Origin of the sequence: Gordonia sp. (in: high G+C Gram-positive bacteria) (assembly GCF_047600385.1) — a bacterium.
In the GTDB taxonomy this organism is placed as follows: domain Bacteria; phylum Actinomycetota; class Actinomycetes; order Mycobacteriales; family Mycobacteriaceae; genus Gordonia.
Map to the genome: position 1 here is coordinate 3,555,536 of NZ_JASGKZ010000001.1, position 21,452 is coordinate 3,576,987.

At 68.9% G+C, this 21,452-nt stretch carries 21 protein-coding genes, 2 tRNA genes and 1 pseudogene; 9 read left to right on the plus strand and 15 right to left on the minus strand.

Translation table 11 applies throughout. The features are described 5' to 3' along the window. Positions 1–50 precede the first annotated feature (50 nt). Positions 51–2,186: an RNA polymerase recycling motor ATPase HelR gene (helR, locus tag QM809_RS16100; protein ID WP_415046724.1), complete on the plus strand. Its 2,136-nt coding sequence runs from the start codon at positions 51–53 to the stop codon at positions 2,184–2,186. A 172-nt stretch (positions 2,187–2,358) separates the two neighbouring features. Here the strand turns inward: helR and QM809_RS16105 are convergent, their stop codons facing one another. From QM809_RS16105 to QM809_RS16140, 8 genes are all read right to left on the minus strand, one after another. Further along, positions 2,359–3,285: a DUF5984 family protein gene (locus QM809_RS16105; RefSeq protein ID WP_415046725.1), complete on the minus strand. Its 927-nt coding sequence runs from the start codon at positions 3,283–3,285 to the stop codon at positions 2,359–2,361. 133 nt (positions 3,286–3,418) lie between these two features. Continuing rightward, positions 3,419–4,018: a molybdenum cofactor guanylyltransferase gene (locus QM809_RS16110; RefSeq protein ID WP_415046726.1), complete on the minus strand. Its 600-nt coding sequence runs from the start codon at positions 4,016–4,018 to the stop codon at positions 3,419–3,421. A 75-nt stretch (positions 4,019–4,093) separates the two neighbouring features. Next, a complete protein-coding gene (sodC, locus tag QM809_RS16115) occupies positions 4,094–4,717 on the minus strand; it encodes a superoxide dismutase[Cu-Zn] (RefSeq protein WP_415046727.1) in 624 nt (207 codons plus the stop codon). A 109-nt stretch (positions 4,718–4,826) separates the two neighbouring features. After that, the gene (gene clpX, locus QM809_RS16120) at positions 4,827–6,104 is read right to left on the minus strand and encodes an ATP-dependent Clp protease ATP-binding subunit ClpX (protein ID WP_415046728.1); all 1,278 of its coding nucleotides are present in this window, start codon (positions 6,102–6,104) and stop codon (positions 4,827–4,829) included. Between the two features lie 195 nt (positions 6,105–6,299). Continuing rightward, the gene (locus QM809_RS16125) at positions 6,300–6,980 is read right to left on the minus strand and encodes an ATP-dependent Clp protease proteolytic subunit (protein WP_415046729.1); all 681 of its coding nucleotides are present in this window, start codon (positions 6,978–6,980) and stop codon (positions 6,300–6,302) included. Positions 6,981–7,011: 31 nt separating this feature from the next. Then, a complete protein-coding gene (locus QM809_RS16130) occupies positions 7,012–7,590 on the minus strand; it encodes an ATP-dependent Clp protease proteolytic subunit (protein ID WP_415047120.1) in 579 nt (192 codons plus the stop codon). A gap of 280 nt (positions 7,591–7,870) precedes the next feature. Continuing rightward, complete coding sequence (gene tig / locus QM809_RS16135) at positions 7,871–9,229, minus strand: trigger factor (RefSeq protein ID WP_415046730.1); 1,359 nt, start codon at positions 9,227–9,229, stop codon at positions 7,871–7,873. A gap of 41 nt (positions 9,230–9,270) precedes the next feature. Beyond that, positions 9,271–9,347: transfer RNA gene (locus tag QM809_RS16140), tRNA-Pro, on the minus strand. Between the two features lie 147 nt (positions 9,348–9,494). Here QM809_RS16140 and QM809_RS16145 point away from each other — a divergent pair. Next, positions 9,495–9,568: transfer RNA gene (locus QM809_RS16145), tRNA-Gly, on the plus strand. An 845-nt stretch (positions 9,569–10,413) separates the two neighbouring features. Here QM809_RS16145 and QM809_RS16150 read toward each other — a convergent pair. Next, positions 10,414–10,686 (minus strand): hypothetical protein, encoded by a 273-nt coding sequence (locus QM809_RS16150; RefSeq protein ID WP_415047150.1) that lies wholly within the window; start codon positions 10,684–10,686, stop codon positions 10,414–10,416. 7 nt (positions 10,687–10,693) lie between these two features. Here QM809_RS16150 and QM809_RS16155 point away from each other — a divergent pair. From QM809_RS16155 to QM809_RS16165, 3 genes and pseudogenes are all read left to right on the plus strand, one after another. Then, positions 10,694–10,786 (plus strand): annotated as a pseudogene (locus QM809_RS16155) (pentapeptide repeat-containing protein); the annotation flags it as partial. A gap of 16 nt (positions 10,787–10,802) precedes the next feature. Next, a complete protein-coding gene (locus tag QM809_RS16160) occupies positions 10,803–11,531 on the plus strand; it encodes a pentapeptide repeat-containing protein (protein WP_415046731.1) in 729 nt (242 codons plus the stop codon). A gap of 299 nt (positions 11,532–11,830) precedes the next feature. Beyond that, positions 11,831–12,559: a L,D-transpeptidase gene (locus tag QM809_RS16165; RefSeq protein WP_415046732.1), complete on the plus strand. Its 729-nt coding sequence runs from the start codon at positions 11,831–11,833 to the stop codon at positions 12,557–12,559. Between the two features lie 119 nt (positions 12,560–12,678). On the opposite strand, the gene QM809_RS16170 is transcribed toward QM809_RS16165, so the two are convergent. The 3 genes from QM809_RS16170 to QM809_RS16180 form a co-directional block, all read right to left on the minus strand. Further along, positions 12,679–13,593 carry a cutinase family protein gene (locus tag QM809_RS16170; protein WP_415046733.1) on the minus strand — a complete coding sequence of 305 codons (915 nt, stop codon included), beginning with the start codon at positions 13,591–13,593 and terminating at the stop codon, positions 12,679–12,681. 105 nt (positions 13,594–13,698) lie between these two features. Beyond that, positions 13,699–14,511 carry an Fpg/Nei family DNA glycosylase gene (locus tag QM809_RS16175; protein WP_415046734.1) on the minus strand — a complete coding sequence of 271 codons (813 nt, stop codon included), beginning with the start codon at positions 14,509–14,511 and terminating at the stop codon, positions 13,699–13,701. Between the two features lie 13 nt (positions 14,512–14,524). Next, positions 14,525–14,995, minus strand: a complete 471-nt coding sequence (locus QM809_RS16180) for a ribose-5-phosphate isomerase (RefSeq protein WP_415046735.1) — start codon at positions 14,993–14,995, stop codon at positions 14,525–14,527. A 180-nt stretch (positions 14,996–15,175) separates the two neighbouring features. Between QM809_RS16180 and QM809_RS16185 the strand changes: the two genes are divergently transcribed. Next, positions 15,176–16,033 carry a M48 family metallopeptidase gene (locus tag QM809_RS16185; protein ID WP_415046736.1) on the plus strand — a complete coding sequence of 286 codons (858 nt, stop codon included), beginning with the start codon at positions 15,176–15,178 and terminating at the stop codon, positions 16,031–16,033. 36 nt (positions 16,034–16,069) lie between these two features. Here QM809_RS16185 and QM809_RS16190 read toward each other — a convergent pair whose 3' ends face one another. Continuing rightward, positions 16,070–16,678: a DsbA family protein gene (locus tag QM809_RS16190; protein WP_415046737.1), complete on the minus strand. Its 609-nt coding sequence runs from the start codon at positions 16,676–16,678 to the stop codon at positions 16,070–16,072. Positions 16,679–16,786: 108 nt separating this feature from the next. Between QM809_RS16190 and QM809_RS16195 the strand changes: the two genes are divergently transcribed. Together QM809_RS16195 and pepN are read left to right on the plus strand one after the other, a co-directional pair. Then, positions 16,787–17,269, plus strand: a complete 483-nt coding sequence (locus QM809_RS16195; protein ID WP_415046738.1) for a hypothetical protein — start codon at positions 16,787–16,789, stop codon at positions 17,267–17,269. 88 nt (positions 17,270–17,357) lie between these two features. Beyond that, on the plus strand, positions 17,358–19,943 hold the full coding sequence (gene pepN, locus QM809_RS16200; protein WP_415046739.1) for an aminopeptidase N: 2,586 nt from the start codon (positions 17,358–17,360) through the stop codon (positions 19,941–19,943). 134 nt (positions 19,944–20,077) lie between these two features. Here the strand turns inward: pepN and QM809_RS16205 are convergent, their stop codons facing one another. Both QM809_RS16205 and QM809_RS16210 read right to left on the minus strand, forming a co-directional pair. Then, complete coding sequence (locus QM809_RS16205; protein WP_415047121.1) at positions 20,078–20,563, minus strand: DUF5130 family protein; 486 nt, start codon at positions 20,561–20,563, stop codon at positions 20,078–20,080. A gap of 10 nt (positions 20,564–20,573) precedes the next feature. Further along, positions 20,574–20,822 carry a hypothetical protein gene (locus tag QM809_RS16210; RefSeq protein WP_415046740.1) on the minus strand — a complete coding sequence of 83 codons (249 nt, stop codon included), beginning with the start codon at positions 20,820–20,822 and terminating at the stop codon, positions 20,574–20,576. A 225-nt stretch (positions 20,823–21,047) separates the two neighbouring features. On the opposite strand from QM809_RS16210, the gene QM809_RS16215 reads away from it, so the two are divergent. Beyond that, positions 21,048–21,440, plus strand: coding sequence for a globin (locus tag QM809_RS16215; protein WP_415046741.1), 393 nt, complete (start codon positions 21,048–21,050; stop codon positions 21,438–21,440). The last annotated feature ends 12 nt before the right edge of the window (positions 21,441–21,452 follow it).

A 21,452-nucleotide genomic window follows, 5' to 3' on the forward strand; every position in this document is an offset into this window, starting at 1 on the left:
GAGCGGGCGCATAATCGCAGCTCACATCCCGTCTCCGAGGAGTCTTCCGCATGCATCCGAGCCGCTTCGCCCTGCCCGATCGACTGGCCCGCAAGTCCGCTCGGGACCTGATCGCGGCCGACGACGAGTACTTCGCCGCGATCGACGAGGCGGCGCGAGCCGCCGTCGTCGTCGCCGAAGAGCGGCTCGCGAACCTGGCCGTGACGGCTGTCCACGACTCGAAGGAGATCGTCGAGCGGGACGCCGACATCCGCCTCACCTCCGGTCGGCTCGCGCTGCTTCGCCGCCGCGGCGCCGACCTCTGCATCGGCCGGATGACCCCGGCCGACGCCCCCGGCGAACCGGTCTACATCGGCCGGTTGGGGGTCACCGGTGCCGACGGCCGAGAACTGCTCCTCGACTGGCGGTCGCCGGCCGCCGCTCCGTTCTTCGAGGCCGGACGCGCCGATCCGCGCGGTCTCCTCTCCCGCCGCCGGTACCGCTGGGCGGCGGGCCGGGTCTGCGACTACTGGGACGAAGCGCTGACCGACGAGGCCGTCGCCGAACTGCCGCCGGAGACCCTCGATGCCGAGTCCGCGTTCCTCGCGGCCCTCGATTCGACCCGCACGACGCAGATGAGAGACGTGCTCTCCACCCTCGCCGCGGACCAGAACACCGTCGTCCGGACACCGGCGACCGGAACCCTCGTGGTCGACGGCGGTCCGGGCACGGGGAAGACCGTGGTGGCGCTGCACCGGGTCGCCCACCTCCTCTACGCCGATCCTCGCGTGGGACGCTCCCGGGGCGGCGTCCTGTTCGTCGGCCCCACCGAGCGCTACCTCGACTACGTGGCCGGCGTGCTCCCCGACCTCGGCGACGAAGGCACGCGGTTCACCACGCTGACGTCGCTGGTCCCGGAGGGGCGCGGTGCGGTCGCGGAGACGGATGCGCACGTCGCCGCCCTCAAGGCCGGACTCACCTCCGCGATCGAGGCGGCCGTCGCCTTCTACGAGGATCCGCCCGCCGAGACGATCACGGTCGAGACCGACGACGCGGAACTGGAGATACGCCCCGCCGACTGGCGGGTCGCCTTCGACGCGGTGGAACCGGGCACCCCGCACAACGAGGCGCGTCCGACGATTCACGAGGCGCTGCTGGAACGGCTCGGGATCGACGACGACTCGCCGGAGGCCCGCGGCATCTGGAAGGCCGTGTGCGGGTCCTGGCCGCTGATCGAACCGACCGACCTCGTCGCCGATCTGTGGACCGTGCCCGCCTACCTCCGGTCGTGCGCCCCCGATCTGTCGCGCGACGAGGTCGCGGCCCTCCGTCGTCGGGCACCGCAGACGTGGACGGTCTCCGATCTTCCGCTCCTCGATGCGGCCCGGTTCCGTCTCGGCGACGCCTCGGCGGAGCGACGACACCGCGAGCGGGCGGCCGCGGCGACCGCGCACGACCGGGTGATACGCGAGGTGGTGGACGAACTGGTGGCCGTCGACGACGACGGTGACGGCGACGGCCTGATACAGCAGTTCGCCTACGGCGGCATGGCCTCGCTCACCACCGACGAGTCGGCGCTTCCCGAAGCCGAGATCGATCCGCTGTCGGGCGCCTTCGCCCACATCGTGGTCGACGAAGCGCAAGAGCTCACCGACGCCGAATGGGCGATGCTGCGCCGACGGTGTCCGAGCGGCAGGTTCACGGTGGTCGGTGATCGTGCGCAGGCCCGCACGGGATTCACCGAGACCTGGGTCGAACGACTGCGGCGCGTCGGCCTCCGCGGCATCGAGGTGGCCGCGCTGAGCATCAACTACCGGACGCCGCGGGAGGTGATGGACCGTGCCGCCGAAGAGATCGTGCCGGTCCTGGCCGACGCGAACATCCCCGACTCCGTCCGGGAGTCCGGGACACCGGTGCGCGAGTGTCCCGTTCCCGAGGCCGTCGCCGCCCTCGACGACTGGCTGAGCCGGAACGACGACGGCATCGCCTGCGTCATCGGCACACCGGACGGACTCCGGGCCTTACCCGACCGCCCGCGGGTCACCCGACTGGACCCGACGGAGACCAGCGGGCTCGAATTCGACCTGGTCGTCGTGGTGGAACCGGACGACTTCGGCGACGGTCTGCCCGGGGCGGTCTCCCGCTACATCGCGATGACGCGGGCGACCTCCGCGATGATCGTCGCCGCCGCACCCGCCGACCGATGAAGAACGAGACCACCGAGGAGTCACCCGTGAACCCCGCATCCCCCTTCGCCGAACCCGGCCGCCTCCCGTCCGACCTTGCACGACCCGACCGGGAGGTGAGCCCCGGCGCCGCCTCGGATCCGGGACCGACTCGAGCGCGGACGTCATCGCAAACGCCGCAGGCGCGCAATCTCTATCCGACGGTCCCCATCCGGCGGTACGACTCCTCGAGTTCTGCCCAGTCGGTCGGCTCGTCGGGTGCTTCCTGAAGAAGTGCGAGCGCCGTCGCGAACTCCGCCTTCCGGGATGCATGATCGTCGATCAGACCCGGAAGGTCGACGTTGATCGGTCCCCAGTTCTTCCGCAGCGCCGCCTCGACCTGGGCATCCATCGCGCGAAAGAACGAGTCGCCGAAGGTTTCGATCTCGCGCACGAAGTCGTCGAATCCGACGGTCAAGTTTCCGCTCCGTGCGGTCCAGATCGGCTGTCCGTCGTCGAGTACGGCCTCGGTGTCCCAGACGATCCGTAGGGTGTCACCGCGCCGAAAGAACCAGATGTTCGGCCCGCCCCTCAGGTGGCCCGCGTCCAGCAACCGGGCGGAGATCCAGGACTCGGCGCAAACGACATCGTCGAAGCATTCTTCGAAATCACGCGTAGGCCGGACCTCGCGGGCATCGAGCCACCACCGCGCAGCCTGACGCACCGCGGTGGGATCCTCGGTCAGCGGAAACAGTTCCCCGGGAACCGGTTCCCGGATCGCACCGAAGAGTTCCGTGAGGTCCGCAAGGAATCGCCACAGGTAGTAGTCGCTGTACGGCGGCCCTACCGCGTAGGGCGGCATCGGCCCCCACTGATCACGGGCCTCAGCGGTGTACTCATAGAGCGTCTGGTCGCCCAGGTGCCAGCGCAGATAGCCGTCGGTCATTCCGAACCAGGTCAATTTCGGGTCGGACCATCCGCCGAACGGCTGGATCGCGTCGAGATTCTTGAGTTCGAACTCGATGGAGTCGACGACGGCGGGCGACGTCATGCGAGGGATCCGAACATCGCCTGCACCGCACGCGCGAACGGCTGATATCCGGGCCGCTCCCGCCTCGTCGTGAGAGCAGCGGCGACCCACTCCGGGTGCATGACGAAAACCATCTCACCGACCCGTATCCGGCACGACCATCCGGAGGCACCCGGTACGAGCCGGCTGTTTCGTGGCGGCTCGGGAACGAACCCGGGGCCCGGTCGGTGAACGGGAGGTGTGGTCACGCACGAAGTCTATGCAGGTCCTCGGGGGCGTCGACATTGGTCAGCCACGACGGGTCGCTGACCCCCACCCGATGGGTCACCACCGATTCCAGCGCGGACGTCATCAGGACGTCGCCCGAATCGAGCTGCGCCTGCAGCGCGGGAAGCGCACGCGTCCGGTAGATGCCGGCGAGCGGATGGTCGCGACCGCCCTCGTGCACGATCACCACGTCGGGTGCGCTGGTCAGCGCGTGCAGGAGTTCGTCGACCAGCGCCGGGCTCATCAGCGGCATGTCGGTGGCGCAGACGAAGACGGCGGAGGCGTCGACGTCCTTCGCGGCGCGCAGCGCGGCGACGATGCCGGCCAGCGGCCCCTTCCCCACTTCTTCGTCGGTGATCCACGTGAGGTCCGGGTCGTCGTTCAGCTCCTGGTAGGCCTGTGACCCCTCGGGGGCCGCCACCTTCACCGGAGCGCACCGCTGGGCGACGACGTCGACGACGGTCTTCACCATCGGCCGACCCTCCCATTCGAGGGAGGCCTTGTCCTGTCCCATGCGGCGGGACCGGCCTCCTGCGAGGACGATTCCGGCGAGTCCGTGCTGCGTCTGTTCAGTCATGCACGCCATTGTGTCGGCAAACCGTGCCACGGAGGCGGTTTTCGCCCCGACTGCCGGGCGGTCGCGCGGCCGGTCTCAGCTCTGCGTGCCGGTGGAGATCACACCGCACCCCACACGACCACCCGCATCGCCCGTCGCGAGGGTCGACTCGTCGGGTCCGGGAGCGCCGTTGTGCTGGTGGTACTTGTCCGCCGGCACGTTGCCGAAGTTGTCCGGACCGGCGTGGATGATGATCGACGTGCCTGCGCCGGCCGTCAGATCCGCCTTCGTCACCCGGTCGGTGGTGGTCTCCAGGTGCGCCGAACCGTCCTCGCGGACCTGCAGCGAGACGAGGTCGCCGCTGGCCGGGTGGCCGGTGTGACCGGGCGCCTGGAAGTGGCCGCCCGCGGAGAGGAAGTCACCGGGCTCACCGCCGGCGGGCGGCACCGAGTTCGCCTCGCACTTGCCGACGGCGTGGATGTGCAGGCCGTGGAAACCCGGGGTGAGCTTGCCCGACTTCGTGGTGGTGACCTCGACGGACACGTGCCCGTCGTCGAAGCCCAGTTCGGCGGTGGCGATCTGCTCGCCCGCGGCGTCCTTGATCGGCACGCTCAGGGAGTCCGCGTCGTCGTCGGAGCCGCCGCAGGCGGTGAGCGCCACCGCGGCGGTGGCGGCGAGGAAGGCGGCGGGCAGGGATCGGGGAACGCGGCGCAGGATCATGCCCACCACCGTAGCGGTGCATTTCGGACGGCACCAGAGCGACGAACGCGGTCCGGGGGTCCTCATCGATCCCCCGGACCGTGCTCGGCCGGTCACCGTGCTCGGCCGGTCAGGCCGACTTCTCGCGGGGTTCGCGCTTCTTGCGGGGCACGATGGTCGGCAGGACGTTGTCGTTCACCGTCTCGGCGGTCACCACGACCTTGGCGACGTCGGTGCGGCTGGGGATGTCGTACATCACCGGCAGCAGCACCTCCTCCATGATGGCGCGGAGACCGCGGGCGCCGGTGCCGCGGTGGATGGCCTGGTCGGCCACCGCTTCGAGCGCGTCCGGGCTGAACTCGAGCTCCACGTTGTCCATGTCGAAGAGCTTCTTGTACTGCTTCACCAGGGCGTTCTTCGGATCGGACAGGATTGAGACCAGGGCCTCCTTGTCCAGGTTGGTCACCGAGGCGATCATCGGCAGACGGCCGATGAACTCCGGGATCAGTCCGAACTTGATCAGATCCTCCGGCATCACCTCGGCGAAGTGGTCGGCGGTGTCGACCTCGTTCTTGCTCGGCACCTCGCTGCCGAAGCCGATCCCGCGCTTGCCGACCCGCTCGGACACGATCTTCTCCAGGCCGGCGAACGCACCCGCCACGATGAACAGCACGTTCGTCGTGTCGATCTGGATGAACTCCTGATGCGGATGCTTGCGGCCGCCCTGCGGCGGGACCGAGGCCTGGGTGCCCTCGAGGATCTTCAGCAGCGCCTGCTGCACGCCCTCCCCCGACACGTCGCGGGTGATCGACGGGTTCTCGCTCTTGCGCGCCACCTTGTCGATCTCGTCGATGTAGATGATGCCGGTCTCGGCACGCTTGACGTCGTAGTCGGCGGCCTGGATCAGCTTCAGCAGGATGTTCTCCACGTCCTCGCCGACGTAACCCGCCTCGGTCAGCGCGGTGGCGTCGGCGATGGCGAACGGCACGTTCAGCATCTTGGCGAGGGTCTGGGCCAGGTAGGTCTTACCGCAGCCGGTGGGGCCGAGCATCAGGATGTTGCTCTTGGCCAGCTCGACGGTCTCGCCGCCGCGCGGCTCCTTCTTCTCCCCCGCCTGGATCCGCTTGTAGTGGTTGTAGACGGCCACCGCGAGCGTGCGCTTGGCGGTGTCCTGACCCACCACGTAGGTGTCGAGGAACTCACGGATCTCGGTCGGCTTGGGCAGCTCGTCGAGCTTCACGTCACCGCTGGTCTCGGCGAGCTCCTCTTCGATGATCTCGTTGCAGAGGTCGATGCACTCGTCGCAGATGTAGACGCCGGGTCCGGCGATGAGCTTCTTGACCTGCTTCTGGCTCTTTCCGCAGAACGAACACTTCAGCAGGTCGCCGCCCTCTCCGATACGTGCCATGTGGCTTGCACCCACTTCCTGATCTGCGCGTACCTTCACGGTACCTGCGCGTTGACTCGTCTACCTGCCGCTTCGGCGGGATACCCGCCGCTCCGGGCGGCTGTCACCGGAGCAGCGGGATTCGATTGGATTTCCGAGCCCGCGGGCCCGGGCCGTCGACACCCGCCCTGCGACGGGTGTCGACGACGCCGCGCGTCACTTCCGCGCGGACTTCTTGCGGTACTCGAAGACCTCGTCGACGATGCCGTACTCCTTGGCCTGCTCCGCCGACAGGATGTTGTCGCGGTCGGTGTCCTTGCGGATCTTCTCCGTGTCCTGACCGGTGTGCTTGGCCAGGATGTCGTCGAGCCGGTTGCGGATGCGCTCCATCTCCGCGGCCTGGATCTCCAGGTCGGAGACCTGGCCCTGGTAGGCGCCGCCGGTGCGCGGCTGGTGGATCAGGACGGTGGCGTTGGGCAGCGCGGCGCGCTTGCCCGGGGTGCCGCCGGCCAGCAGGATCGCCGCCGCGGAGGCCGCCTCGCCGAGGCACACGGTCATCACGTCGCAGTGGACGTACTGCATGGTGTCGTAGATGGCGAGCATGTCGTGCACGCTGCCGCCCGGCGAGTTGATGTACATGGTGATGTCGCGGTCGGGGTCCTGGCTCTCCAGGACCAGCAGCTGCGCCATGATGTCGTTGGCCACGGTCTGGTCGATCGGGGTGCCGACGAAGACGATGCGCTCCTCGTACAGCTTGGTGTACGGGTCGAGGCTGCGCTGCCCGTTCGGGGTGGTCTCGATGACCGACGGCAGGATGTAGCGCGCCTCGATCTGCTTGAGTGCGATCGCCGAGTCGGGGATGCCGGCGCGGACGTCGGCCGGGAGGTTCTCGTACATGGTTTCTCCGAAAGTTCTGGTAGTGGCCGAATCAGGCGCCGGTGCGGGCGATGCTGGTGACGACGTGGTCGACGATGCCGTAGTCCTTGGCCTCGGCGGCGGTGAACCACTTGTCGCGATCGGCGTCGGCCTCGATCTTCTCCAGCGGCTGGCCGGTGAACTCGGCGTTGAGCCGGTTCATCTCCTTCTTGGTGGCCGCGAACTGCTCGGCCTGGATGGCGATGTCGGCCGCGGTGCCGCCGATGCCTGCGGACGGCTGGTGCATCATGATCCGCGCGTGCGGCAGGGCGTGGCGCTTGCCCTTGGCGCCCGCGGCGAGCAGGAACTGGCCCATCGAGGCGGCCATGCCCATGGCGTAGGTCGCGATGTCGCACGGGGCCAGCTGCATGGTGTCGAACATCGCCATGCCCGCGGTCACGCTGCCGCCGGGCGAGTTGATGTACAGGTTGATGTCCCGCTCGGGGTCCTCGGCGGCCAACAGCAGGATCTGCGCGCAGACGCGGTTGGCGATGTCGTCGTCGACCTGGGTGCCCAGGAAGATGATGCGCTCGCGCAGCAGCCGCTCGAAGACCGAATCGGTCAGGTTGAGGCCGGCGACGCCCGAACTCATGGACGGGGGCGTGTACAGGTTGCTCACAGTGGTTTTCCTCTTCATCTCGAAGGCGGCGATCGTCGGGGACGACCCGGCCGCGGTGGAAGCTGTCACCGACATTAATCACTCGGCGGGCTCGGAATGTTCCCCACACCCCCCTGATTCGCTGACAGCGGAACAGTTTGCGTCTGTTCGAACGACGACCCTCTCCGACCGCGGGACGACGGCCCCGATGCGCGCAGCCGGGACCGGATCACTCCGGCCCCGGCTGCGCGGGTCAGTCTCGCGACGGTGACGCTCAGGCGTCGTCGCCCTCGGCCTCCGCCTCGGCGTCGTCGTTCCCGCCGAAGAAGGTCGCGGTGTCGATGACGTCGCCGTTGGTGTCCTTGACGGTCACCTCGCCGATCACCCCGGCGAGCGCCTTGTTGCGGCGCACGTCGGCGTACAGGGCGCCGATCTGGTTGGCGTTCTGCAGCTGCTGGATGAACTCCTGCGGCGGCATGCCGTACCGCTGCGCCTGCATGATGATCTGCTGGGTCAGCTCGTCCTGGCCCACCTCGGTCTCGGCCTCGTCGGCGACGGCGTCCAGCAGCAGCTGGGTGCGGACCGACTTCTCGGCCTCGTCCTTGGCCTCGGCGTCCCACTCCTCGCGGGTCTTGCCCTGGGCCTCCAGGAAGCGGTTGATCTGCTCGTCGTCGTGGCCGAGCGCGTGCACCAGCTGGTGCTGGGTGGCCTCGACCTCGTCCTCCACGACCTTCTCCGGCAGCGGGAACTCGACCGACTCCAGCAGCGACTCGAGCACGGCGTCGCGGATGGCGCCGGCCTGCTCGTACTTCTTGGAGTCGCTCACCTGGCGGCGGAGGTCCTCGCGGAGCTCGTCGGCGGTGTCGAACTCGCTGGCGAGCTGAGCGAACTCGTCGTCCACCTCGGGCAGCTCGCGCACCTTGACCGACTGCACGGTCACGGTGACCTCGGCCTCGGAGTCGGCGTGCTCGCCGGCGACCAGCGTGGTGGTGAAGGTGGCGGTCTCGCCGGCCTTCAGACCGGTGACGGCCTCGTCCAGACCCTCGATCAGTTCACCGTTGCCCACCTCGTGCGACAGGCCCTCGGTGGCGGCGTCCTCGACCGGCTCGCCGTCGACGGTGGCCGACAGGTCCAGGGTGACGAAGTCGCCCTCCGCCACCCCGCGCTCGACGGCGGTGAGGGTGCCGAAACGCTGACGCAGCTCCTCGAGCTGGTCCTCGACGTCGGCCTCGCTGATCTCGATCGGATCCACCTCGACCGAGACGGTCGCGAAATCGGGGAGGGTGATCTCCGGACGGATGTCGACGACGGCGCTGAAGGTCAGCGGCTCGCCGTAGACCAGGTCGCCGACCTCGATCTCCGGCTGGCTGATGGCGTTGGTCTCGGACTCGGCGAGCGCCTGGCTGTACTTGGCCGGCAGGGCGTCGTTGACGACCTGCTCCAGGATGGCCTGACGGCCGACGCGGGCCTCGATGATCTTGGCCGGAGCCTTGCCCGGGCGGAAGCCGGGGACCCGGATCTGCTGAGCCAGCGCCTGGTAGGCCCGGTCGAAATCGCCGGACAGCTCCTCGAACGGAACCTCGACATTCAGCTTGACTCGGGTCGGGCTCAGCTGCTCGACGGTGCTCTTCACGACGTTGGTGCTCCTTTGCGATTCTCACGTAGTTCGTGCGTTGGTCGGGATGACAGGATTTGAACCTGCGACCCTCCGCTCCCAAAGCGGATGCGCTACCAAGCTGCGCCACATCCCGCGGCCTCAAAGCGACAAGCGATACGACCAAAGGGAGATAGTACGGGGCGAAGCCGGGGAACGACGAACCCGGGGAGGTGTTTTGCTCCGCCGGACCGGTGTGACGTAGAGTCTGTGATCGCAGCCGCCGGGCACCGGCGACGGCGACGCGGGTGTAGCTCAATGGTAGAGCCCTAGTCTTCCAAACTAGCTACGCGGGTTCGATTCCCGTCACCCGCTCCACAGGTGGAGAGCACAGCCGACGATCAGGGAAGACCTGACCGTCGGCTGTTCTCGTACTCGGCCCACACCGCTCGCCACCCGTCCCCACTGCTCGGAGTCCGCGTGGAGGGCGTGCCGCTCATGCCGTTCCCGCTCGTTTCGTGCAAGGTGAACGGCATGGAATCGGAAACCTCCTCTCGACGAGAGCCCATCGCCCTCGAGAACGGCCAACGGAAACCGGGAACGAGTCCGCACTCCCAGTACGAGAACGCGCGCCGGTGGGCCCCCAGCACGCCTCCGGGTACGTTGGCCGGACCGGCGATCTGGCCCGACCACACGCTCGCCACCGTGCCCGGGGGCTCCGAGATCAGCGAAAGCCCCACGGTCCGAAAGCCCAGGATTCGAAGGTCCGAAGGAGTATCCGTGAGCAGCAGACGTCCGAATCGGCCCCAGACGGGCCCGGAAGGCTCCCTCGTCAGACGCACCGTGGGATTCCTCCTCGCCGGCACGGCGCTCGGCGTGATCCTGATGCTCTGGTTCCTGTTCCTGCAGTCCGACGGCATCTCTCTCTGGAGCGCCGGATGGCTCCGCGACACCGGACGCCCGGATGTCACCGTGGGCGACGCCTGGTTCAACGCGGCTCGCACCACCCTCACCGCGCTCGGCGTCCTCGGCCTCGGCGGCGCCCTGTACATCGCCTTCCGCCGCCAGGTCTCGAAGGAGGTCGAACGCGAAGACGCCCTCGACCGCGACCAGCAGGCCCTCGACCGCGATCGGCAGGCGGCCGAACGCGCACTCCACGACCGGTACACCGAGGCCGCCAGGCAACTGGGCGACGACAAGGCCTCCATCCGTCTCGCCGGCGTCTACGCCTTCGCCGCCCTCGCCGACGACTGGCTCAAGGTCGGCCGCCCCGACCAGACCCAGGTGATCGTCAACGTGTTCACCGCATACCTGCGCACCGACACGCGTCCCCCGCAACCGCCGACGACCGACGGCGACGAGAAGCTGAAGAAAGGCGTGCGAGGTCCGGCCGACGAGTCCATCGACCGGCTCCAGGAGAACGGAGTCCGGCGGGCCATCATCGATGCGATCAGCGACCGCCGCTCCCTGGCCCCCTCGCCGACGGACTGGACCACGTTGCAAGTGGACCTGCGGGGCGCACACCTGCGACACGAGAACCTCGCCGGGGCGAACCTCAACGGCGCCGACTTCAGCGGCGCGCACCTCGACGGCGCGGATCTCAGCGGCGCGCATGTCGATCAACGCACGCCTCCGCGATGCGGATCTTCGCAACGCGAAACTCAAGAACGCCCATTTGAGCAGCACGGATCTGCACAGCACCGATTTCGGTCACGCCGACCTCAACGGCGCGAACCTGAGTTACGCGAACCTCCACAGCGCCGATCTCAACACCACGAATCTCAGCGACACCGATCTCAGTTACGTCAACCTCAACGGCGCGAACCTCAGCAACGCCGATCTGAGCGGCACCGACCTCAGTTACTCCGATCTCAGCAACGCCGACCTGAGCAACGCCGATCTCTCCAACGCCAACCTCAGCAGCGCGAACCTCCTCGGCGCGAACCTCGGTAAGGCGGATCTCAGCGGCGCACATCTGAGCACCGCGAGCCTCAACAACGCCAATCTCATCAGCGTGAACCTGAGCAGCGCCGATCTCGCCAACGCCAACCTCATCGGCGCCGACCTGAGCTACGCGAACTTCATCGGCGCCAACCTCAGCAACGCCAACCTCAGCAACGCCGATCTCAGCTACGCGGGCCTGAGCAGCGCGAACCTCAGCAACGCCAACCTCGGTTACGCCAATCTCGGCAACGCCAACCTCAACTACGCCTACCTCGGCAACGCGGACCTCCACGATGCGGATCTCAACGGGGTCAAGGGCGTCGTTCCCGGTCAGTTCACCGACGATCAACTCTCCTCCATGCGGCTCTCGCCGCCCATCGCCGAGCCCGAGGAGTGAGATCGGCCCCGACCGACTCCGCCGCGACGTCCGCGGGAGCGCCGCCGCTTCCGCGGACGTCGATGCCGCAGAGCCGGAAACGGGTCGTCCTCTTATTCGCCGATGAACGGCGAACCTGACCCGATAGTCCGATCTACGACAAAAGTCGTTACCCGGGTGGCTCAGTTCACTGAATTCACGACAGTGCCCCGGACCTGCGGATTCACCCCTTCGTGACCTGCATTTCACCGAAAGATGGTTGGCCCCAAGGCAACAACTGTGTAACGATAGCCAGACGAACGTCTTGGGGGACGTTCTCCATGTTGACAAAGCAAAGGGTTCATCACGTGTTTTCCGCCAAGCCTTCGGGCCGACGTCAGAGTCGCGCTGCCCGACTCACTGCTGTCGCCGTAAGCGCGGCCGCGCTCTCCCTCACCGCTCCGGCCGTCGCCTCGGCCGAACCGGTCACCGTGATTCCCGGCCTCCCGCCGGTCGAGGTTCCGCAGATCCCGGGTCTGCAGACGCCGGAGAAGCAGACGCCGACTCCCGAGGAGCAGGCGCCGACGACGACCACCAAGAAGTCCGACTGGCCGACCATGCCGAAGGTGGGCACCCGCACCGGCTACGTCGCCCTGGCCGACAACGCCAGCCACACCATCTACTGGTGGAAGGACGGCGAAGAGCTCCGGAAGATGCCGATCTCCATGGGCTCGGACAAGCACCCGACTCCGAACGGTGTGTACCGCACCAAGGAGAAGAACCGTGACATGTACATGGACTCCTCCACCTACGGTGTGCCGATCGACTCGGCCGAGGGCTACCGCACCTACGTCGAGTACGCCACCCGCATGTCCAACTCGGGCATCTTCATCCACGCCGCTCCGTGGTCGGTGGCTCAGCAGGGCGTGAGCAACGTCAGCCACGGCTGCATCAACGTGAGCACCGAGAACGGCAAGTGGGTCTACGACAACATCGATCGCGGTACCCCGGTCGTCGTCAAGGGCACCATCGGCGGCGGCAACATGAAGACCGACCGCAGCGGTCTCTGATCTGACGCCGAACGACGACACGACCCCCCTCCCGCAGTGCGCGAGGGGGGTCGTTCGCATCGGACCCCGTTGTCCGATCATCCCCGTATCGGACCCCGTTGTCCGATCCAGCGCCGGACTCAGGCCGCGAGCGGACGGCCCGAGCCCAGCGTGACCTGCAACTGCAGCCAGTGCGCCAGCACCTCGCACCCGGTCACGTCCGGGGCGGTCAACGGTGCCCGACGATACGGTTCGCTGCCGTAGGAGACGTGGCGCCCGCCGAACGGGTTGCGCCAACGCCGATGCCGGAGTTCCAGCACCGCCGGGAGGTAGCCGCGCACCTCGCGGGCCGCGACGCCCAGCCGCACGACGTCACGCCGCCACCGGCTCGGCGAGAACCCGGTGCTCCAGGCGGCGTTCTGCAGATCCGCGGAGCGCACACGGTCGTAGACGTCGGCGAGCCAGGCGCCCATCTGTCCGACGGAGAAGGTCTCCGAGAGATCGGCGACGTCGCGCACCAGCGAATCCGGGCTGGCGTTGCAGATGACGTCGTCGGCGGCGCCCACCCAGAACACGGGGATGCCCTCCGGCAGGTCGGGTCCCGGGCCGGCCACTCCCCACCCGTCGCAGCCGGGCACCGCTCCGGGCGGCTGGTGCGGATCGGAGACCAGTCCGACCGCCGCGATCGACTTCAGGTAGGGCCGGGCCGACGGCCGGGCCAGCAGGCCGCGGATCACCGCGGCGCCCTGGGAGTAGCCGATCAGCATCACGGGTCGGTCCGGGTGCTCGTCGACGTTCTCGTCGACGGCGCGGGCCAGGGCGGCGACGCCGCGGGACAGGCTGGAGCGGTAGCACTCGCCGTCGAGGGCGGTCGCCGGACCGTAGGCCGCCGGATAGGGCACCCAGCGGGGCACGAAGCGCTCGTCCAACACCTCGGTCACCCGGGACAGCATGCCGGTCACCTCGGTGGGATCGTCGTCGACCGTGGCTTCGCCGGTGCCGCCGACCACGAGCAGGGTCACCCGGGCGGACGGCGGGATCTCGTTCGCGTGCATGGGTCCAGACTGCCGACGCCGACTGGGACGGACCCAGTCGGCGGCTGAGCGTCCTCTGAGAATCGGCGGAACGGCGTCAGCCGTCCGACATCGGCCCCGCCGCGATCAGCTCTGGCACGACGGGCACCAGAACAGGTTGCGCCCCTCCAGGTCGCGCCGCCGCACCGGGGTCCCGCACAGGCGGCACGGCTCCCCCGCCCGGCGGTACACGTAGGTGCGCGGCCGGTTCGGGGCGTACGCCGGCGCACCGTGGTCGTCGTCGGGCCGGACGACGTGGATGCGGCCGGTCTCCACCCCGACCGGCATCAGTTCGACGAGGTCGGCCCAGATCGCGTCGAACTCGGTGCGCGAGACACCGACACCGGGACGCATCGGATCGATGCCGGTCCGGAACAGCACTTCGGCGCGGTAGATGTTCCCGATCCCCGCGATCACCTTCTGGTCCATCAGCAGCGAGCCGATGGAGCGTCGTGAACGCGAGATCCGGCGCCACGCCTGGTCCGGGTCGGCGTCGGAGCGGAGCGGATCGGGGCCGAGCCGCACGAGGAGCGCGTCCAGGTCCGCGGGGGTGTACAGCTCGCACGCGTTCGGTCCGCGCAGGTCGATGCCGAGGTCCTCGCCGACCATCCGCAGCCGCACCTGGCCGGTCGGCTCGGGCATCGGCAGCGCCTCCTCGGTGAAGGCCCCGTAGATGCCGAGGTGGATGTGCACCAGATACGACGGCCCCGTCCCCGACGAGGCCGTGAAAGTGTAGACGAGGTGTTTGCCCCACGCCTCCGCGGTCTGGAAGACCATGCCGTCCAGGACGGCGGCCTCCGGACCGAAGCGGCCCTGCGGGCTGCTCACTGCGACCCGCTGCCCGCCGAACTGATCCCGCTGCCGCCGGGCGAGCCGGTGCAGCGCATGCCCTTCGGGCACCGCGGGCGGCCGTTCAGGCCTGCGGCAGGTGGTTCTCGCCGGTGCGCTCGTAGTCGGCCAGCAGATCGATACGACGCTGGTGGCGCTCCTCGTTCGACCATTCGGTGGCGACGAAGGCGTCGACGATCGCCAGCGCCTCCTCCTTGGAGTGCATCCGGCCGCCGAGGCCGATCAGCTGGGCGTTGTTGTGCTGGCGGGCCAGCTGCGCGGTCTCGACGCTCCAGGCGAGAGCGCAACGCGCGCCCTTGACCTTGTTCGCGGCGATCTGCTCGCCGTTGCCGCTGCCGCCCAGGACGATGCCCAGGCTGCCCGGATCGGCGACCACGCGCTCGGCGGCCTCGATACAGAACGGCGGGTAATCGTCGAGCGCGTCGTACTCGTGAGCACCGCAATCGACCACCTCGTGGCCTGCGGCCCGAAGATGATCGGCGATCTCGTTCTTGCGCTCGAATCCGGCATGGTCGGCACCCAGGTAAATCCGCATGGACGCCACTATAGATTGGACACGTGGACAGCCACGCGCCCATCCCCTCAGTTCCCGGCGTCTCGGACCCCCTGGTGGCCGAGACGCCCGCCCATCGACCCGGCCCCGAATGCCGTCTGGAGGCCGCCCGCGAAGTACTCCGGGACCCCTCGCCGACACCCGTGGGAGATCCCGCTGCTGGTGATCGTGATCCTCATGACGGTGCTCGGCTACCTGGTCATCCTGCTCGCGGTGGCCATGGGCGTGGTGAGCGATTACCTCCTCGCCCTGCTCATGATGCCGCTGATCGTCTTCCTCGGCCGCGGTTTCATGTACGCCCAGCAGCGGGTGAACGGCGTACAGATGACGCCGACGCAGTTCCCCGAGGGCTACCGCATGCTGGTCGACGCCGCGGCCCGCTACGGCCTGCACCACGTCCCCGACGGCTACGTGGTGAGCGGCAACGGCGCGGTCAACGCCTTCGCCTCGGGGCACGGTTTCCGCCGCTACATCGTCGTGTACTCGGATCTGTTCGAGGTGGGCGGCAAGGCCCGCAGCCCGGAGGCCCTGGAGTTCATCATCGGACACGAGGTGGGTCACATCGCGGCCGGCCACACCTCGTACTGGCGCCAGTTGCTCACCGGCGCGGTGACCTCGGTGCCGATCCTCGGTTCCGCGCTGTCACGCGCCCAGGAGTACAGCGCCGACAACTACGGCTACTACACGCATCCGGCGGGCGCCCCCGGCGCGATCGGCCTGCTCTCGGCGGGCAAGTACATGCTCAGCGCCGTCGACTTCGACCAGTTCGCCGACCGTGCGACCCGGGAGAAGGGCTTCTTCGTGACGATGGTGAACCTGCTCTCGACGCACCCGGTCCTCACCTGGCGGGCGGCCGCGCTCCGCGACCGCTCCCGGGCCGGAGCGCTGTTCCGCCGGCCGACGGCGTTCAAGCGCGGAGTCGGCAGCGGCCACACCGCCACCGTCCCCGCGCCGCCGGAACCGACCGATCAGCCTCCGGGCACCCTGCCGAACGGGCTGAACCCCCGTCCCAAGTTCTGAACGGGACCCGGACGCCGGGTCCGCCGAACGCGGGGCTCAGCCGAATTCGGGCTCCTCGGTCCGGGTGCGCTTGAGTTCGAAGAAGTGCGGGTAGCCGGCGAGGGCCACCACGCCGTCCCACACCCGGCCCGCGTCCTCGCCGCGCGGGATGCGCGAGAGCACCGGGCCGAAGAACGCCACCCCGTTGACGTGGACGGTCGGGGTGCCGACGTCGTCGCCCACCGCGTCCATGCCCGCGTGGTGGCTGGTGCGGATCGCCGCGTCGTACTCGGTCGAATGCGCGGCCTCGGCGAGGGCGGGGTCCAGACCGGCGGCGGCGAGGGCCGCGGCGATCATCGACGTGATGTCGTGGTCGGCCTCGTCGTGCCGCCGGGTGCCCATCGCGGTGTACAGCTTCGGCAGGACGTCGTCGCCGTAGCGGGCCGCGGCGGCGGCGAGCACTCGTACCGGCTCCAGCGCCCCCTTGAGATGCTCGCGATACTCCTCCGGGAGGTCCTTGCCCTCGTTGAGGACCGCCAGACTCATGATGTGGAAGTCCACGTCGATCGGCCGGACCCGCTCGGCTTCGAGGATCCACCGCGAGGTGATCCAGCACCACGGGCACAGGGGGTCGAACCAGAAATCCACACGATCGCGATCAGTCATGACGCCATTCAACCACCGGCCTCCGACACCCGATCGTGCTTGTCGTCACACCGGACGGGGACTAACCTGGATGAGGGTCGGACACACCACTCGTACCGAGGACCTGAGATGAGATCCAGAAAGCTCCGCACCGCCGTCGTCGCCGCGGCCACCGCGCTCTCCGCGGCCGCGGCCACCGCAGTTCTCGCCGCGCCCGCCGAGGCCGCACCGCTCCCGGTCACCCAGGTTCCCGCCTCCGGCCTCCAGGTGAGCGGCCTGGTGGTTCCGGCGCCGCTGTTCGTCGGCATCACGGCGGACTCGACCGATCGCCGCGGCTGGACCGCCTTCACCGCCCCGGCCAGTCCGGCGGTGTGCTCGTCGTCGGCGGCCGGGATGATGGTCGACGTCGACTACCTCAACACCACCACCGGATATCGCGGACACGTCCGCATGAAGCCGTGCCCGAACTTCCGCGACCCCACGCCGTTCCGGCCGGTGGCGTACACCGGATCGGGCCAGATCGCCTTCACCTCCGCCATCCGCGGTTCGTGGGCCTATCCGAACGCGGGCCAGCCGTCCGTCCCGGGCGGCGGCACGTTCGTCGCGCGCTGACCGTCGTGGGCCGCCGTCGCCGGACCCGTCGTCGTACCCCTCGCGTCGTGTCTGACGAGGGCCCCGCCGCGGGGATAGAGTCGACCGTGTGACTGCTCCCAATCTCACGCGGTCGGCTGCTCGGCAGCGCGCCGCCACCATCGACGTCCAGCACTACCGGATCGACCTCGACCTGACCGACGGCCGCGGCCGTCCCGGCGAGGAGACCTTCCGGTCGCACACCGTGGTTGCCTTCACCGCGACACCGGGCGCCGAGACGTTCGTCGAACTCGTCGCGCCGCGACTGATCTCGGCGAACCTCAACGGCGTCGACCTGGACGTGGACTCCTTCGACGAGGCCGTCGGACTGGTCCTGCCGGATCTCGCCGCGGAGAACGTGCTGTCGGTGGTCGCCGACTGCGCGTACTCCAACACCGGCGAGGGCCTGCACCGGTTCGTCGACCCGGCCGACGGCGCCGTCTACCTGTACAGCCAGTTCGAGACCGCCGACGCCAAGCGCATGTTCGCCTGCTTCGACCAGCCCGACCTCAAGGCCACCTATGCGGTGAGCGTCCTGGCCCCGGCCGACTGGGAGGTGATCTCCAACGGCGCGGTGGCCGAGTCCACCGTCGTCGACGGCGGCAAGCGGATCGACTTCGCGACCACCGAGGTGATGAGCACCTACCTGGTGGCGCTCATCGCCGGGCCGTACGCGACGTGGACCGACGAGTACACCGACGAGCACGGCACCATCCCGCTGGGCCTGTACTGCCGCTCCTCGCTCGCCGAGTTCATGGACGCCGACCGCCTGTTCACCGAGACCAAGCAGGGCTTCGGCTTCTACCACCGCACCTTCGGGATCCCCTACCCGTTCGGCAAGTACGACCAGCTGTTCGTGCCCGAGTTCAACGCCGGCGCCATGGAGAACGCCGGCGCGGTGACCTTCCTGGAGGACTACGTCTTCCGCTCGCGCGTGACCCGCTACCTGTACGAGCGCCGCGCCGAGACCGTCCTGCACGAGATGGCGCACATGTGGTTCGGCGACCTGGTGACCATGGCGTGGTGGGACGACCTGTGGCTCAACGAGTCGTTCGCGACCTTCGCCTCGGTGCTCTCCCAGGTGGAGGCCACCGAGTACACCAACGCCTGGACCACCTTCGCCAACGTCGAGAAGTCGTGGGCGTACCGCCAGGACCAGCTGCCCTCGACGCACCCGATCGCCGCGGACATCCCGGACATCGCCGCGGTGGAAGTCAACTTCGACGGCATCACCTACGCCAAGGGCGCCTCGGTGCTCAAGCAGCTCGTCGCCTACGTCGGCCTCGAGCCCTTCCTCACCGGGCTGCGCGAGTACTTCGCCGAGCACCGCTTCGGCAACGCCACCTTCGCCGATCTGGTCGGTGCGCTCGAACGCGCCTCGGGCCGCGACCTGTCCGGCTGGGGCGCGCAGTGGCTCAAGACCACCGGCATCAACGTGCTGCGCCCCGATTTCACGCTCGACGACGAGGGCCGCTTCGCCTCGTTCGCCGTGCTCCAGGACGGCGCCGCTCCGGGCGCGGGCGAGACCCGCGTGCATCGCATGCGGATCGGTGTCTACGACGATCAGGACGGCGCGCTGGTGCGCGTGCACCAGGTCGAGATCGACGTCGACGGTCCCCGCACCGAGGTCCCCGAGCTCGTCGGCGTCGGCCGCGGGAAGCTGGTCCTGCTGAACGACGACGACCTCACCTACGCGTCGGTGCGCCTGGATCCGGAGTCGCTCGCGACCGCGACCGCCCGGGTCGGGGAGATCGCCGATTCGATGCCGCGCACCCTGGTGTGGTCGGCCGCGTGGGAGATGACCCGCCAGGCCGAGATGCGGGCCCGCGACTTCGTCGCCCTGGTCTCGTCCGGGATCGGCGCCGAGACCGAGGTCGGCGTGGTGCAGCGCGTCCTGCTGCAGGCCGCGACCGCCCTGGAGAGCTACGCCGATCCGGAGTGGACCGCCGCCGTCGGCCGCGCGGCGTTCGCCACCCGCCTGCTGGAGTTGGCGCGCACCGCCGAGGCCGGATCCGACCATCAGCTGGCGTTCCTGAGCGCGCTGCTGACCGGGGTCGTGAACGACGATCAGGTCGCCGACCTGCGGACGCTCCTGGACGGCGCCGATCCGGCGACCGTGGGTCTGCCCGGGCTCACCGTGGATGCGGAGCTGCGCTGGAAGCTGGTCAAGGCGCTCGCCGCGGCGGGCGCGATCGACCCGGACGCCGACGCCACCCCGGTGATCGACGCCGAGGCGCAGAACGACAACACCGCGGCCGGGGCCCGCCACGCCGCGGCGGCCCGCGCCGCCCGCCCGCTCACCGAGGCCAAGGCCGCCGCGTGGGCGACGGCCTTCGACGACGACACGGTCGCCAACGTGACCGTCCGCTCGACGGTCGAGGGCATCGTCCGCACCGGCCAGGGCGAGCTGCTGGCTCCGTACACCGCCGCGTACTTCGCCGGGGTCGGCGAGCTGTGGCGTCGTCGTTCGTCGGAGGTGGCCCAGACCGTGGTGATCGGCCTGTACCCGTCGTGGGACATCTCCGAGTCCGGACTGGCCGCGGCCGACGCCTTCCTGGCCTCCGGTGACGTCCCGCCCGCGTTGGCGCGCCTGATCACCGAGGGTTGCGCCGGCGTCGAACGTTCGCTGAAGGCCAGGGTGTTCGACGCGAGCTGATCCCGGGGGATCTCGACTCCGCTCGATCAGCGAGAGGAGCTTCCTTCGCTGGTCGAGCGGAGTCGAGACCACACGAACGACGAAGGGCGCCGCCTCCGAGGAGGCGGCGCCCTGAGACGTCGTGCAGAAAGCGGTTACGGGCGGGCGACGGCGGTGGCCATCACGCGCAGCGCCGAGACCAGACCCTCGATGAGCTGGTTCTCCTTGAACGCCGACACCGCGGCGGTCACGCCGAGTTCGGCCACGCGGTCGTTGACCCGACCGGCGACCTCCGAGCCCGACACGATCACCACGTCGCGGGTGTTCGGGGAGACGGCGATCAGGGTGCCGTAGGCGGGTTCGGGGGCGCGGGACAGGATCTTGCGGGCCTCGCCCTCCAGGTCCGAACTCAGGTCGCCGATGAACACCGAGAAACGCACCTCGGCGAGGTTGCTCGCGTCGCGGAGCGCCTCGTCGAGCGCGATCAACTCGTCCCGGCGGAACGGCGGGGTGTCGAAGGTCTCGCCGGGGAACAGCGCCGCGGAGATCCGGCCGCTCGCGGTGATCGCCGCACCGACCGGCAGACCGCTCTCGTTGTACGCGCCGTTGAGGTCGAGGACCCCGGTCTTCTGCTGAGCGATCTCGTGCGAGTCACCACTTGCCACTTGCGTACCCTCCCTCGATGTCGGCCGGCTCGAAATGGCGAGGCAGGGCCATGGGCTCGATCTCGGTTGCGCTGAACAGCGCCGGTGAGCGCGTCCACTTCTGGTCCAGGGTGTACTCCGCGATCTTCGGACGCTTGACTCCCGAAGAGAAGAGCATCGAGATCACGCACCCGGCCACGGAGATCACGGTCAGGACGATGACGATCATCCCGACGATTGCGATCATGTCTTCCACTGTCAGCCTTTCGACGAGCGTCCTCCGCGGGACGCACTTGACCCGTGCGGGCCGCCTGTTGCCCGTCTAATTTAACCCACCCCGGACGGCGATGTGCGCGGAGGGCCTACAGTGCGTCGTAGACGTCCGGCGCCGGGAACGGAGCACGCGGAGCGAGCAGGGCGGATACGCTCCGGCGCCGGGAGCGGAGCGTGCGGAGCGAGCGGGCCGTCGAGGTGAGGAACAATGGTCCGGGTGAGCACTTTTTACGACCAGGTCGGCGGCGAGTCGACCTTCCACGCGATCACCGCACGCTTCTATGAGGAAGTGAAGAAGGACGAGGTCCTGGTGCCGATGTATCCGGAGGCCGATCTCAGCGGCGCCGAGCGCCGGCTGCGCATGTTCCTCGAACAGTACTGGGGCGGGCCGCACACGTATTCCGACGAACGCGGTCACCCCCGCCTCCGGATGCGGCACATGCCGTACAAGATCGGTCCGATCGAACGCGATGCGTGGCTGCGCTGCATGAAGATCGCGGTCGCCTCGATTCCGGCCGAGACGCTCGACGACGAACACCGCACCCGCATGCTCGATTATTTCGACGCTGCGGCACACTCCCTGATGAACAGCCCGTTCTGAACACGATGTGAA

What these genes read in the sequence shown, in the direction of transcription:
- helR (WP_415046724.1), top strand. Translation starts at nt 51, where the DNA reads ATGCATCCGAGCCGCTTCGCCCTGCCCGATCGACTGGCCCGCAAGTCC.
- QM809_RS16110 (WP_415046726.1), bottom strand. Translation starts at nt 4,018, where the DNA reads ATGACTGAACAGACGCAGCACGGACTCGCCGGAATCGTCCTCGCAGGA.
- sodC (WP_415046727.1), bottom strand. Translation starts at nt 4,717, where the DNA reads ATGATCCTGCGCCGCGTTCCCCGATCCCTGCCCGCCGCCTTCCTCGCC.
- clpX (WP_415046728.1), bottom strand. Translation starts at nt 6,104, where the DNA reads ATGGCACGTATCGGAGAGGGCGGCGACCTGCTGAAGTGTTCGTTCTGC.
- QM809_RS16125 (WP_415046729.1), bottom strand. Translation starts at nt 6,980, where the DNA reads ATGTACGAGAACCTCCCGGCCGACGTCCGCGCCGGCATCCCCGACTCG.
- QM809_RS16130 (WP_415047120.1), bottom strand. Translation starts at nt 7,590, where the DNA reads ATGAGTTCGGGCGTCGCCGGCCTCAACCTGACCGATTCGGTCTTCGAG.
- QM809_RS16160 (WP_415046731.1), top strand. Translation starts at nt 10,803, where the DNA reads ATGTCGATCAACGCACGCCTCCGCGATGCGGATCTTCGCAACGCGAAA.
- QM809_RS16165 (WP_415046732.1), top strand. Translation starts at nt 11,831, where the DNA reads ATGTTGACAAAGCAAAGGGTTCATCACGTGTTTTCCGCCAAGCCTTCG.
- QM809_RS16170 (WP_415046733.1), bottom strand. Translation starts at nt 13,593, where the DNA reads ATGCACGCGAACGAGATCCCGCCGTCCGCCCGGGTGACCCTGCTCGTG.
- QM809_RS16180 (WP_415046735.1), bottom strand. Translation starts at nt 14,995, where the DNA reads ATGCGGATTTACCTGGGTGCCGACCATGCCGGATTCGAGCGCAAGAAC.
- QM809_RS16190 (WP_415046737.1), bottom strand. Translation starts at nt 16,678, where the DNA reads ATGACTGATCGCGATCGTGTGGATTTCTGGTTCGACCCCCTGTGCCCG.
- QM809_RS16195 (WP_415046738.1), top strand. Translation starts at nt 16,787, where the DNA reads ATGAGATCCAGAAAGCTCCGCACCGCCGTCGTCGCCGCGGCCACCGCG.
- QM809_RS16215 (WP_415046741.1), top strand. Translation starts at nt 21,048, where the DNA reads ATGGTCCGGGTGAGCACTTTTTACGACCAGGTCGGCGGCGAGTCGACC.